Origin of the sequence: Mycobacterium tilburgii (genome assembly GCF_902168065.1) — a bacterium.
Taxonomy (GTDB): Bacteria; Actinomycetota; Actinomycetes; order Mycobacteriales; family Mycobacteriaceae; genus Mycobacterium; species Mycobacterium tilburgii.
This window is the reverse complement of sequence record NZ_LR655712.1, coordinates 37,683-49,862: the sequence shown is the minus strand read 5'-3', so window position 1 is coordinate 49,862 and position 12,180 is coordinate 37,683. Positions and strand designations below refer to the sequence as shown.

Here is a 12,180-nt window from a genome sequence, read left to right as displayed (position 1 = left end):
CTTTTTCGGCACGGTCCGGCTTACCCGGCGTACAGGTAGCCGACCGCCGCGGCGATCACACCGACACCACGAATTACAGCAGCGGCCAGGCCTTCTCGAATCGGTACTCGGCGTCGATGTAGCCGAACAGCGGATCGAAGCCAAGAAACGCGCCGAGTACCGCGTACGCCGTCCCGAGGTGATGAACTCGGGCAACAGGCAGCGGTAGTCGAAGTCGTCTCGATAGGTGATCGACGCGGCAAGCACCGCGCCGATTTTCGCGCCAATGCCGAGCGCCACAGCGATCCGGCCGTCCTCGTCGGAATCGCCGTGCGCGCCGGACCCCCGGCCCGCGATCAATCATTATTTCTACAGCAAGCGAGTGCTGTATCGTGAGGTGTTGAGCCAGACCGCGGATCAGTTGTTCGCCGCCGGGATCGCCCAGGCCGACCGGAGACGACGCTGCTGGCACGGCTCACGGGTTCATCTCGGGCGCGGTGGCGGTCAATTCCGAACACTCGGCGGCGTCGGCGTTTCTGATCAGCTCGGTGCTGGAGTCGCAACGCCACCCGGAACTGAGCGAAGCCGAGAACGACGCGATCCGGGTCTGCCGCGAGTTTTTGACCCGGGTCCTCAATGACGCCATCGAGCAGGGCGAGTTCGCCACCGCCATCGACGCGAACGCGCTGATCGAGACGCTGCTGGTGGTGCTCTGCGGTGCCGGCTTCTACGCGGGGTACGCGCAGAGAGCTATCAAGAGATGCAGGCCGTCACCGGCATGCTCGGCCAACTGCTGGAGGGTGCGCTGTTCAAGGGGCGCGGGCCGGTCGGCTGACCCCGCGGCGATCGGCAGTGAGATCGCCCACAAAGCGTATAGGCTAACTAACTTATTCGGGTACCATGGGCCTGAAATGACTGATCTCAGCGATTCCTCGGTGCAGCCACCGCTTCCAGCCTCGCTACGAACAGCGGGAGACTCGTGGGCCATCACCGAGTTGGTCGGCGCCACCGCGCTGGCGGTCGCGGCCGCGCGTGTCGCGGAGACCGGCGGACCGAACCCGCTGATTCGTGACGAGTTCGCCGCCAAGCCGGTGTCCCCGGCCGGCTCCGGCGTGGGCGCGACTGACCGATCCCGGCCTGAACTGGCTGGACGGCGACGAGCAGGGTCAGCGTGTGCACCGTCTCGGCATCGACTACCAGGCCGTGCGGACGCACTTCTTCGACGGGTATTTCGCGGACACTGCCGGCGCCGGCCTGCGGCAGGTGGTGATCCTCGCCGCGGGCCTGGACTGCCGCGCCTACCGGCTAGATTGGCCGGCCGGTACCACCGTCTACGAGGTAGATCAGCCCAGGGTGTTGGAATACAAGACCGGCATTCTCGAGTCGCACGGCGCGGTGCCCGCCGCCACTCGTCGCACGGTCGCGGTGGACCTGCGCTACGACTGGCCGGCCGCGCTTACGGCGGCCGGCTTCGACCGCACCCAACCGACGGCATGGCTGGCCGAGGGCCTGCTGCCGTACCTGCCCAGCGACGCCCAGGACTGGCTGTTCGAGAAGTTTACTCGCGCTCAGCGCACCGGACAGCCAGGTCGCCTGTTCAGGATGAATTCCAGCAGCAACACCAGCCGCTGGCAGCGGATGCGCGACCGGCTCGGCCTCGACGTCAACGTCCAGGCGCTTACCTTCCACGAACCCGACCGGTCGGATGTCGCCGAGTGGCTGGCCGGCCACGGCTGGCAGGTGACGCTCGTCGACAACCGCGAGGAGATGGCCCGATTCGGCCGCCCCGTCCCCGAACACCTCACCGACTACGCGGTACACAGCATGCTGCTGCGCGCCTGCCTCGGCGGCGCCCGCAATTGACCTGACGCACATCACAGACCGGAGCACGCGATGAGTTCACTGCGCACCCACGACGACACCTGGGACATCAAGACGAGCGTCGGCAGCACCGCGGTCATGGTCGCCGCGGCCCGCGCCGTCGAAACCGAGCAGCCCGACCCGCTGATCCGCGACCCCTACGCCCGGCTGCTGGTCAGCAACGCCGGTGCCGAGGTGTTGTGGGGGGCCATGCTCGATCTGGAAGTGGTGGCGAAGATCGAGGCCATCGACAAAGAGTCCGCCGCCCGCATCCAGCACATCCGCGGCTACCAGGCGGTGCGGACGCACTTCTTCGACACTTACTTCGCCGATGCCGTCGCCGCCGGCATCCGGCAGGTGGTGATCCTCGCGTCGGGCCTAGACTCGCGTGCCTACCGGCTGGACTGGCCGGCTGGCACAACGGTCTACGAGATCGACCAGCCGCAGGTGCTGGAGTACAAATCCTCGACGCTGGCCGAGAGCGGCGCCACGCCGTCCGCCGACCGGCGTGAGGTCGCGATCGACCTGCGGGACGACTGGCCGTCCGCGCTGCGTGCCACCGGCTTCGACCCCACCCAGCGCACCGCCTGGCTGGCCGAGGGGCTGCTGATATACTTGCCGGCCGAGGCACAGGACAAGTTGTTCACCCTGATCACCGAGCTGAGCCCGGCGGGCAGTCGCGTCTCGGCGGAGACCGCGCCCAAGCACTCCGATGAGCGGCGCGAGCTGATGCGGGAACTGTTCAGGAAGGTGGCCGATGCGATCGGCTTCGAGCAAGAGTATGTCGACGTCAGCGAGTTGATGTATTGCGACGAGCACCGAGCGGACGTCGCCGATTGGCTCAACGAGCACGGTTGGCGTGCCACGTCGCAGAACTCGGTCGACGAGATGGAGCGGATGGGTCGTCGGGTGGATAGCGTCGAGCTGGACGACGACAAGGACTCGTTCTCCGACTTCGTGATCGGTGAGCGGCTGTAAATGGCCCGCACCGCGAACGACTCTTGGGACATTGCCACCAGCGTCGGCGCGACCGCGGTGATGGTCGCGCTGGCCCGCGCGGTCGAAACCGCCAGCGACATCCCGCTGATCCGCGACCAGTTCGCCGAACTGCTGGTGTCCACACCCGAGCTCGAGGGCGTGTGCGCGCGCAGGTTTCGGCGTGGTGGACTGGCGACCCGGGCGACGCCGACGACTCCGGGGACGGGTCCCCGGACGCCAACCACATAGTCGATTACCAGGCGGTGCGCACCCACTTCTTCGACGCGTACTGCACCGACGCGGCCGCCGGTATCCGGCAGGTCGTCCTGCTGGCGGCGGGGCTGGATTCGCGGGCCTACCGCCTGGACTGGCCGGCCGGGGTGACCGTCTATGAAATCGACCTGCCCAAGGTGCTCGAGTACAAGACCCTCGAGTACAAGACCGAGACCCTGGCCGGACACGGCGTCGCCCCGATCGCCGACCGGCGCCCGGTGCCCGTCGACCTGCGCCACGACTGGCCGCAGGCGTTGCGCGACCACGGTTTTGACGCGACCCGGCCGACCGCGTGACTGGCCGAGGGGTTGCTGTCGTTCCTGCCGGCGGATGCCCAGCAGGCCATGTTCGCCGCGATCGACACGCTGAGCAGCCCCGGCAGCCAGGTGGCCGTCGAAAATTTCGGGGTTGACGGCGACAAACGCCGGGAAGCGAGCGTAGCGGTGGCAGGAGCTGCGCGCCAAGCGCGCGGCTCGCGGCCTGGACACCTCGTTCAACCCGTTCGACCTCTGGTTCGCCGACGACGGCTGGCCCGACTGCAGGGACTGGTTCGCCGCACACGGCTAGACCGTGCGCACCATGAACGCCCGCGACGAGGCGGCCCGGCTGGGTCGTGAGGCGCACACCGAAGACCGTCCGTTCGCCAACAGCTTTGTGACGGCAATCAAGGGCTTACCAGGGTGGTCGCGCCGACTCCGCGCCCTCCCCGAGGCTTTCGCCGGCCGTCGGCTTCGCCCGGCGATGTAGCTGTACTGCCCAACCGGCTGGGTGGGTTAGGATCGCGGTTATCGCTGGAAAGTGTCCGCACACACGGTCGTGGGCAACTCTGGGCAGGTGCGAGCAGGGGAAGACAACGATGACTACCGAATCGGTTGCACCGAAGACATCCGAGTCCGCCAACGGGGCCGCGTCGACGATCCCGGCGCGATCCGCAGACATCCCCGCGACGGTGGCCCGGCTGCGCCAGACCTTTGCTACCGGACGTACCCGCGACGTCGAATGGCGGCGACGGCAGCTGCTGCAGCTGGTCAAGTTGATGGAGGAGAACGAGGACGCGATCGTCGCGGCCCTGGCCAAGGACCTTGACCGCCGACCGTTCGAGGCGTTCATCGCCGATATCGCCACCACCGCCGGCGAGGCCAAGTTCGCGGCGAAGAAGGTCCGCAAGTGGACCAAGCGCCGCTACCAGCTTCTCGAGGTGCCACAACTGCCCGGCCGCGGCTGGATCGAGTACGAGCCCTACGGCACCGTGCTGATCATCGGCGCGTGGAACTACCCCTTCTACCTGACGCTGGGCCCCACGGTCGGGGCGATCGCGGCCGGAAATGCCGTGGTGCTCAAGCCTTCCGAGATCGCCGAGGCGTCCGCGCACGTGATGGCCGACCTGGTGCCGCGGTACCTCGACAGCGACGCGATCGCCGTCGTCGAGGGCGACGGTGCGGTCAGCCAGGAACTGATCGCGCAGGGCTTCGACCGCCTGCTGTTCACCGGTGGAACCGAGATCGGCCGCAAGGTTTATGAAGGCGCCGCGCCGCACCTGACCCCGTGCACGCTGGAGCTCGGCGGCAAGAGCCCGGTGATCGTCGCGGCCGACGCCGACGTGGAGGTGGCGGCCAAGCGGATCGCCTGGATGAAGCTGATCAACGCGGGTCAGACCTGCGTTGCCCCCGACTACGTGCTCGCCGACGCCAGCATCCGCGACGAGCTGGTGAGCAAGATCGGTGCGGCCGTCACGAAGTTCACCTCCGACCGGCCGGACGGACTGCGGATCGTCAACCAGTGCCAGTTCGACCGGATCAGCGGCTACCTGGCCAACACCGACGGCAAGGTCGTCGTCGGCGGCAAATGTGCCCCGGCGACCCTGCGTATCCAGCCCGCCGTCGTGCTCGACCCCGACCCGAACGGGCCGTTGATGCAGAACGAGATCTTCGGCCCGGTGCTGCCCATCATCACCGTCCAAAACCTGGACGAGGCAATACAATTCATCAACTCGCGGCCCAAGCCGCTGTCGGCGTATCTGTTCACCAAGACCCGCGAAACCCGCAAACGGGTGATCAGGGAGGTGCCCGCCGGCGGCATGCTGGTCAACCACCTCGCCTTCCAGGTGTCCACCGCCAAGCTGCCATTCGGCGGCGTGGGCGCGTCGGGCATGGGTGCTTATCACGGCAAGTTCGGGTTTGAGGAGTTCAGCCACCGCAAGTCGGTGCTGACCAAGCCGACCCGGCCCGACCTGTCCAGCTTCATCTACCCGCCGTACACCGCTCGGGCCTTCAAGATGGCCCGCCGGATGCTGTTCTGACACACTGGCGCGGCGGACTTTTAGATTTTCAACGTAGAGAGAGGAAACCGATGCCCGGAGTGCAGGATCGCGTCATCGTCGTCACCGGAGCCGGTGGGGGACTGGGGCGTGAATACGCGCTGAGCCTCGCAAGAGAAGGCGCCAGCGTCATCGTTAACGATCTCGGTGGGGCACGTGACGGCACCGGCGCCGGCCACAACATGGCCGACCAGGTGGTCCAGGAGATCAAGGACGCCGGCGGCCGGGCGGCCGCCAACTACGATAGTGTCGCCGAGTTCAAGGGCGCCGAGAACATCATCAAGACCGCGCTCGACGAGTTCGGCGCGATCCACGGCGTGGTGAGCAACGCCGGCATCCTGCGCGACGGCACCTTCCACAAGATGTCGTACGAGAACTGGGACGCCGTCCTCAAGGTGCACTTGTACGGCGGGTACAACGTCATCCGCGCCGCCTGGCCGCACTTCCGGGAGCAGAGCTACGGCCGGGTGGTCGTCGCCACCTCGACCAGCGGGCTGTTCGGCAACTTCGGCCAGACCAACTACGGCGCGGCCAAACTCGGGCTGGTCGGGTTGATTAACAGCCTTGCGCTCGAGGGTGCCAACTACAACATCCACGCCAACGCGGTGGCCCCGATCGCGGCCACCCGGATGACCGAGGACATCCTGCCCAAGGAAGTGCTGGAGAAGCTCACCCCCGAGTACGTCGCGCCCGTGGTCACCTACCTGTGCACCGAGGAAAACCCCAACACCGCTTCGGTTTTCGTGGTCGGCGGTGGCAAGGTGCAGCGCGTGGCGCTGTTCCAGACCGACGGCGTCACCTTCGACAAGCCGCCGAGTGTGGACGACGTCGCCGCGCACTGGGACGAGATCACCGATCTGTCCGCTGCCAAGAAGGCCGATTTCAAACTGGGGTGATCCCTCGGCGATTCAGCTGAGCAGTTCGTCGCGCAGGCGGTCTATACCTGCCTGCGCGATGCCTGCGCTGCTCAGGTAGGCCTGCAGCGACCCGAACTCTTCGTCGATGGTGCGGCGTGCGGCGTCCAGGTACTCCGGGCGCACACCGAGCACCCCGTCGGACAACCGCGCCGCGGTGAAGGTCTCCACCTCCGGGGCCAGTTTGACGTCCGAGCGGTGCTGGATCATGTCGTAGATGTGCTCTCGGAGTCGCGGCACTGCGGCGTTGCTGCGCAGATAGTCGGCGACGATGGTGTCGCGGTCGATGCCGATCGTCTCCAGCACCGTGGCGATGATGAAGCCGGTGCGGTCCTTGCCAGCAAAGCAATGCGTGAGCACCGGGCGTCCGGCGGCCAGCAGGGTGATGACGCGGTGCAGCGCCTGCCGGGCCCCGTTGCGGGTGGGGAATTGCGCGTACTCGTCGATCATGTAGCGCACGGCCGTCGCGTTGATGGCCTCGTCGGATTCGCCCGGCTCACCCTCGAACAATCGCCGGAAGGCGGTTTCGTGCGGGGCGTCCTCATCGCTGCTGGGCGCCTCATCAACGAGGTCGGGGACCGGCAGCAGGTGGATCTCGACGCCGTCGGGAACCAATCCCGGACCGCGGCGGGCGACCTCGCGGTTGGCCCGCAGGTCGGCTACGTCGGTGATGCCCAATTCGCGTAGCGTCGCCCGGCCGGCGTCGTCGAGCCGGCTCAGCTCACCGGACCGGAACAGCCGGCCCGGCCGCAGGGCGCGCGTACCGTCGGCGACGTCGCGAAAGTTCCACGCGCCGGACAGTTCTCGCAACGCCTCGGTCATCCCCCGGTGACCGCCGCGGCGAAGACGGAGGGCTCGCGGCCGAGTTCGGCGCGCGCGATCGTGCGCAGGTGCACCTCGTCGGGACCGTCGAAGATCCGCATGGCGCGGTGCCCGCTGTACATCCGGGCCAGCACCGTGTCGTCGCTGACGCCGGCGGCACTGTGCACCTGGATCGCGCGGTCGATGACGTCGCAGGCGATCTGCGGGGCCGCCGCCTTGATCTGCGACACCAGCAGGTGTGCGGCCTTGTTGCCATGCTGGTCAATCATCCACGCTGCCTTCTCGCAGGGCAGCCTGGCCTGATCGATTTCGTTGCGGGACTGGGCAATTGCCTGCTGCACCAGACCCTGGTCGGCCAGCGGGCGGCCGAAGGCGATCCGGTTGTTCGCCCAATGCACCATCAGCGCGAGCGCGCGTTCGGCCGCCCCGAGTGCCCGCATGCAGTGGTGGATGCGGCCAGGGCCGAGCCGGGCCTGCGCGATCGCAAAGTCGCCGCCCTCCTCGTCGAGCAGATTGGTGACCGGCACCCGGACGTTGTCGTAGACGATCTCGCAGTGCCCGGGCTGGTCCTGGTACCCGAACACCGTCGTCGAGCGGAGCACGGTCACTCCCGGGGTGTCGATCGGCACCAGCACCATCGACTGCTGTTGGTGGCTGGCCGCCTCGGGATTGGTGCGGCCCATCACGATCAGGATCTTGCAGCGCGGGTCGGCGGCGCCCGAGGTCCACCACTTGCGGCCGTTGATGACGTAGTTGGCGCCGTCACGCTGGATGGAGGTCTCGATGTTGCGGGCGTCGCTACTGGCCACCGCCGGCTCGGTCATCGAGAACGCGCTGCGGATCTCGCCGGCCAGCAACGGCTCCAGCCACTGCTTGCGCTGCTCCTCGGTGGCGAACAGGTGCAGGGTTTCCATGTTCCCGGTGTCCGGCGCCGCGCAGTTGATCGCCTCGGGCGCGAGCTCCAGGCTCCAGCCGGTCAGCTCCGCCAACGAGGCGTATTCCAAGTTGGTCAGGCCTGATTCTTCCAAGTTGGTCAGGCCCGATTCGGACGGCAGGAACAGGTTCCACAGGCCAGCTCTTTGGCCTTGATCCTGAGTTCCTCGATGATGGGAGGAACGGTGTGGTCGTCGGGGCCGGCCTCGTGGCGGTAGCTGTCATAGGCGGCTTCAGCCGGAAAGACAAACTCGGTGATGAAGTCGGACAACCGCTTGTGGTAGTCGGTGGCCTTTGCCGACATCGCGAAGTCCATTCAGCCACGATAGGACACCCATTGCGGCGCCCGGTTTCAGGTCGCCACAGCGACCCTTAACTCACGGTAAACAGCGCGGTCCCGGGTACCCGCCGCGGGCCGCGATCCAGCAGGATGGATACATGACCGATGCCGAAGCCCGTCCCCCTTCCCGCCATTCACCCGCGAAACGGCATTGCAGAAGGTCCAGGCTGCCGAAGACGCCTGGAACACCCGCGATCCCGAGAAGGTCAGCCTGGCGTATACGCCCGGACTCGCAATGGCGCAATTGCCACGAGCACGTGGTCGGGCGAGTCGGCATCGTGGCGTTTCTGACCCGCAAGTGGCAACGCGAGCTCGACTACTCGCTACGCAAGTCGCTGTGGGACTTCCACGACAACCGGATCGCAGTGCGGTTTCAGTACGAATGCCACGACGCCGACGGCCAGTGGTATCGCAGCTACGGGAACGAATTGTGGGAGTTCGCGCCGAACGGCCTGATGGCCCGCCGCGAGGCCAGCATCAACGATGTGCCGATCGAGGAATCCGAACGGCGCTACTTCGGACCCCGCCCGGCGTCGGAACACGGGCAGGAGATCCCGCTTTTGGTGACGGCCGCTAGGGTGTTCAACTCAACGTGGTCCGCACGATTGCTCAGCGAGGAAAGTAAAAGTAGATGTACGCGTCATGACAGATGCGCAGACAAAGCTTGTCACGATCGGCGCGGTCGCCGAGTCCGGGATCGATGAACGGCGCGTAGCGCTGGTACCGAAGGCGGTCGCGTCGCTGGTCAACAGCGGCGTAGCCGTCGTCGTCGAGTCCGGGGCTGGCGAGCGGGCGCTGCTTCCCGACCACCTCTACACCGAGGCCGGCGCCACGATCGGGGAGGCCTGGTCGGCCGACGTCGTCGTTAAGGTCGCGCCGCCCACCGCCGACGAGGTCGGCAAGCTGCACAGCGGCCAGACGCTGATCGGCTTTCTGGCCCCCCGCAATGCCGACAACGCGATCGGCGCGCTGCGGGCCGCGGGGGTGCAGGCGTTCGCGCTGGAGGCCATCCCGCGTATCTCGCGCGCGCAGGCCATGGACGCGTTGTCGTCGCAGGCCAACGTGGCCGGCTACAAAGCGGTGCTGGTGGCGGCCTCGGAGTCGACCCGGTTCTTCCCGATGCTGACGACGGCCGCCGGCACGGTGAAGCCGGCCACGGTGCTGGTGCTCGGCGTCGGTGTGGCCGGGCTGCAGGCGCTGGCGACCGCGAAGCGGCTGGGCGCGCGCACCACCGGGTACGACGTCCGGCCCGAGGTAGCCGACCAGGTGCGTTCCGTCGGCGCGCAGTGGCTTGACCTGGGTATCACGGCTTCGGGCGAGGGCGGGTACGCGCGCGAGCTCACCGAGGAGGAGCGCGCGTACCAGCAGGAGGCCCTGGAGAAGGCCATCGGACGATTCGACGTCGTGATAACCACCGCCCTGGTACCCGGCCGGCCGGCGCCGCGCCTGGTGACCGCGGCCGCGGTGGAGGCGATGAAGCCGGGCAGTGTTGTGGTGGATCTGGCCGGCGAGACCGGCGGCAACTGCGCACTCACCGAGTCCGGGCGCACGGTCGTCAAACACGACGTCACGATCGCCTCACCACCGAACCTGCCGGCAACGATGCCGGAGCACGCGAGTGAGCTCTACAGCAAGAACATCACTGCGCTTCTAGACCTGTTGATTACGGACGGAAAGCTGGCCCCGGACTTCGACGACGAAGTCATCGCGGAATCGTGCGTGACTCGTGCCGGCGGAGAGGACTCTTAGTAGATGTACGACGAACTATTCGCGAACCTCGCGATTCTGGTGTTATCCGGTTTCGTCGGGTTCGCGGTGATCTCGAAGGTGCCCAACACCCTGCACACGCCGCTGATGTCGGGCACCAACGCGATTCACGGCATCGTGGTGCTGGGCGCGCTGGTGGTCTTCGGTGAGGTTGAGCACCCGTCGCTGGCGGTGCAGATCATCCTGTTCGTGGCGGTGGTGTTCGGAACCCTGAACGTCATCGGTGGCTTCATCGTCACCGATCGGATGCTGGGCATGTTCAAGGGCAAGAAGGCCGTCCCTCAGGCCAAGGTCAAGGAGCCGGCCGCCAAATGAACTACCTGGTTATCGGCCTCTATATCATCTCGATCGCGCTGTTCATCTACGGCTTGATGGGGTTGACCGGCCCCAAGACCGCGGTGCGCGGCAACCTGATTGTCGCGGTCGGTATGGCCCTAGCGGTGACGGCGACGCTGATCAAGATCCGGCACAACGAATCGTGGGTGCTGATCGTCGCCAGCCTGGTCGTAGGCGTCGCCCTCGGCGTTCCGCCCGCTCGGCTGACCAAGATGACCGCTATGCCGCAGCTGGTGGCGTTCTTCAACGGTGTGGGCGGTGGCACCGTAGCGTTGATCGCCGTCGCGGAATTCCTTGAAAACCAAAGCTTTTCGGCGTTCCAGAACGGTGAATCGCCGACCGTGCACATCGTAGTGGCCTCGTTGTTCGCCGCGATCATCGGGTCGATCTCGTTCTGGGGATCGATCATCGCGTTCGGCAAGCTGCAGGAGATCATCTCCGGCAAGCCGATCGGGTTCGGCAAGGCCCAGCAGCCGATCAATCTGCTGCTGCTGACCGGCGCGGTGGTGTCCGCGATCGTCGTCGGCCTGCACGACCATCCCGGTACCGGCGGGGCGTCGCTGTGGTGGATGATCGGCCTGCTCGCCGCGGCCGGGGTGCTGGGCCTGATGTTCGTGCTGCCCATCGGTGGGGCCGACATGCCGGTGGTCATCTCGCTGCTCAACGCGATGACCGGGTTGTCGGCCGCCGCGGCCGGCCTGGCGCTGAACAACACCGCGATGATCGTGGCCGGCATGATCGTCGGCGCGTCCGGGTCAATCCTGACCAACCTGATGGCCAAGGCGATGAACCGCTCCATCCCGGAGATCGTCGCCGGCCGGTTCGGTGGTGGCGGCGTGGCACCCAGCGGCGGCGACACCGGCGACAAGACCGTCAAGGCCACCAGTGTCGCCGACGCGGCGATCCAGATGGCCTACGCCAACCAGGTGATCGTGGTGCCCGGCTACGGGCTGGCCGTCGCGCAGGCGCAGCACGCCGTCAAGGACATGGCGTCGCTGCTCGAGGACAAGGGCGTGACGGTGAAGTACGCGATCCACCCGGTGGCCGGCCGGATGCCCGGACACATGAACGTGCTGCTGGCCGAGGCCGAGGTGGACTACGACGCGATGAAGGACATGGAAGACATCAACGACGAGTTCGGTCGCACCGATGTCGCCATCGTCATCGGCGCCAACGACGTCACCAACCCGGCCGCCCGCAACGACGCCTCCAGCCCGATCTATGGCATGCCGATCCTCAACGTGGACAAGGCCAAGTCGGTGATCGTGCTCAAGCGGTCGATGAATTCCGGGTTCGCCGGCATTGACAACCCGCTGTTCTACGGCGAGGGCACCAGCATGCTGTTCGGTGACGCGAAAAAGTCCGTGACCGAGGTCGCGGAGGAACTCAAGGCACTCTAGCTGCCCCGGCTTCGGCGGGGTAGCGCCGCGACGACGGGACCGATCCACACGGTGAGCATCCGGCGTAGTTCGGTCCCGTCGCCGGTCGGCGGGGACAAGATGAACGACTGCAGGGTGCGCAGCACGATCTGCAGTATGTCGTCGATCGCCTCGGGCGGATAGGACCGACCAGTCGACGTCGCGGCGGTCCAGGATCGAACGCCCCCGCACCCGCGCGGTCTCATTGATGACGGTGACCTGCTCGGCGAACGCGCCAGTGCG

Annotated in this window: 8 protein-coding genes and 5 pseudogenes; 9 read left to right on the top strand and 4 right to left on the bottom strand. The window is 66.9% G+C overall.

Annotated features, from left to right (window positions below; genetic code table 11):
• Positions 1-26: 26 nt before the first annotated feature.
• A pseudogene (locus FQ389_RS10785) lies at positions 27-303 on the bottom strand (chloride channel protein); the annotation flags it as partial.
• 587 nt (positions 304-890) lie between these two features.
• Between FQ389_RS10785 and FQ389_RS10780 the strand changes: the two are divergent.
• From FQ389_RS10780 to FQ389_RS10760, 5 genes and pseudogenes are all read left to right on the top strand, one after another.
• Positions 891-1,842: pseudogene (locus FQ389_RS10780) on the top strand (SAM-dependent methyltransferase).
• Between the two features lie 30 nt (positions 1,843-1,872).
• Complete coding sequence (locus FQ389_RS10775) at positions 1,873-2,817, top strand: class I SAM-dependent methyltransferase (RefSeq protein WP_144207485.1); 945 nt, start codon at positions 1,873-1,875, stop codon at positions 2,815-2,817.
• Positions 2,818-3,759, top strand: a pseudogene (locus FQ389_RS22410) (SAM-dependent methyltransferase); the annotation flags it as partial.
• 187 nt (positions 3,760-3,946) lie between these two features.
• Positions 3,947-5,389, top strand: a complete 1,443-nt coding sequence (locus FQ389_RS10765) for an aldehyde dehydrogenase family protein (protein ID WP_144207483.1) — start codon at positions 3,947-3,949, stop codon at positions 5,387-5,389.
• 50 nt (positions 5,390-5,439) lie between these two features.
• Complete coding sequence (locus tag FQ389_RS10760) at positions 5,440-6,303, top strand: SDR family oxidoreductase (protein ID WP_144207481.1); 864 nt, start codon at positions 5,440-5,442, stop codon at positions 6,301-6,303.
• Between the two features lie 12 nt (positions 6,304-6,315).
• Here FQ389_RS10760 and FQ389_RS10755 read toward each other — a convergent pair whose 3' ends face one another.
• Together FQ389_RS10755 and FQ389_RS10750 are read right to left on the bottom strand one after the other, a co-directional pair.
• Positions 6,316-7,143, bottom strand: a complete 828-nt coding sequence (locus tag FQ389_RS10755; RefSeq protein ID WP_144207479.1) for a tyrosine-protein phosphatase — start codon at positions 7,141-7,143, stop codon at positions 6,316-6,318.
• Positions 7,140-8,380 (bottom strand): annotated as a pseudogene (locus FQ389_RS10750) (acyl-CoA dehydrogenase family protein). The gene FQ389_RS10755 and the pseudogene FQ389_RS10750 overlap by 4 nt, the downstream one beginning before the upstream one ends.
• A gap of 130 nt (positions 8,381-8,510) precedes the next feature.
• On the opposite strand from FQ389_RS10750, the pseudogene FQ389_RS10745 reads away from it, so the two are divergent.
• From FQ389_RS10745 to FQ389_RS10730, 4 genes and pseudogenes are all read left to right on the top strand, one after another.
• Positions 8,511-8,976, top strand: a pseudogene (locus FQ389_RS10745) (nuclear transport factor 2 family protein); the annotation flags it as partial.
• Between the two features lie 82 nt (positions 8,977-9,058).
• Complete coding sequence (locus tag FQ389_RS10740; protein WP_144207477.1) at positions 9,059-10,165, top strand: Re/Si-specific NAD(P)(+) transhydrogenase subunit alpha; 1,107 nt, start codon at positions 9,059-9,061, stop codon at positions 10,163-10,165.
• Between the two features lie 3 nt (positions 10,166-10,168).
• Positions 10,169-10,498, top strand: coding sequence for an NAD(P) transhydrogenase subunit alpha (locus FQ389_RS10735; protein WP_144207475.1), 330 nt, complete (start codon positions 10,169-10,171; stop codon positions 10,496-10,498).
• Complete coding sequence (locus FQ389_RS10730) at positions 10,495-11,919, top strand: NAD(P)(+) transhydrogenase (Re/Si-specific) subunit beta (RefSeq protein WP_144207474.1); 1,425 nt, start codon at positions 10,495-10,497, stop codon at positions 11,917-11,919. Before FQ389_RS10735 ends, FQ389_RS10730 begins: the two co-directional genes overlap by 4 nt.
• Here the strand turns inward: FQ389_RS10730 and FQ389_RS10725 are convergent.
• Entirely contained in the window at positions 11,916-12,143 is a 228-nt protein-coding gene (locus FQ389_RS10725; protein ID WP_144207473.1) for a hypothetical protein, read from the bottom strand. The two genes, FQ389_RS10730 and FQ389_RS10725, sit on opposite strands and share 4 nt — an antisense overlap.
• Positions 12,144-12,180 lie beyond the last annotated feature (37 nt).

Bases quoted from the DNA above. Each gene is read 5' to 3' on its own strand.
- FQ389_RS10775 (WP_144207485.1), top strand. From the start codon at position 1,873: ATGAGTTCACTGCGCACCCACGACGACACCTGGGACATCAAGACGAGC.
- FQ389_RS10730 (WP_144207474.1), top strand. From the start codon at position 10,495: ATGAACTACCTGGTTATCGGCCTCTATATCATCTCGATCGCGCTGTTC.
- FQ389_RS10755 (WP_144207479.1), bottom strand. From the start codon at position 7,143: ATGACCGAGGCGTTGCGAGAACTGTCCGGCGCGTGGAACTTTCGCGAC.
- FQ389_RS10740 (WP_144207477.1), top strand. From the start codon at position 9,059: ATGACAGATGCGCAGACAAAGCTTGTCACGATCGGCGCGGTCGCCGAG.
- FQ389_RS10735 (WP_144207475.1), top strand. From the start codon at position 10,169: ATGTACGACGAACTATTCGCGAACCTCGCGATTCTGGTGTTATCCGGT.
- FQ389_RS10760 (WP_144207481.1), top strand. From the start codon at position 5,440: ATGCCCGGAGTGCAGGATCGCGTCATCGTCGTCACCGGAGCCGGTGGG.
- FQ389_RS10765 (WP_144207483.1), top strand. From the start codon at position 3,947: ATGACTACCGAATCGGTTGCACCGAAGACATCCGAGTCCGCCAACGGG.
- FQ389_RS10725 (WP_144207473.1), bottom strand. From the start codon at position 12,143: ATGAGACCGCGCGGGTGCGGGGGCGTTCGATCCTGGACCGCCGCGACG.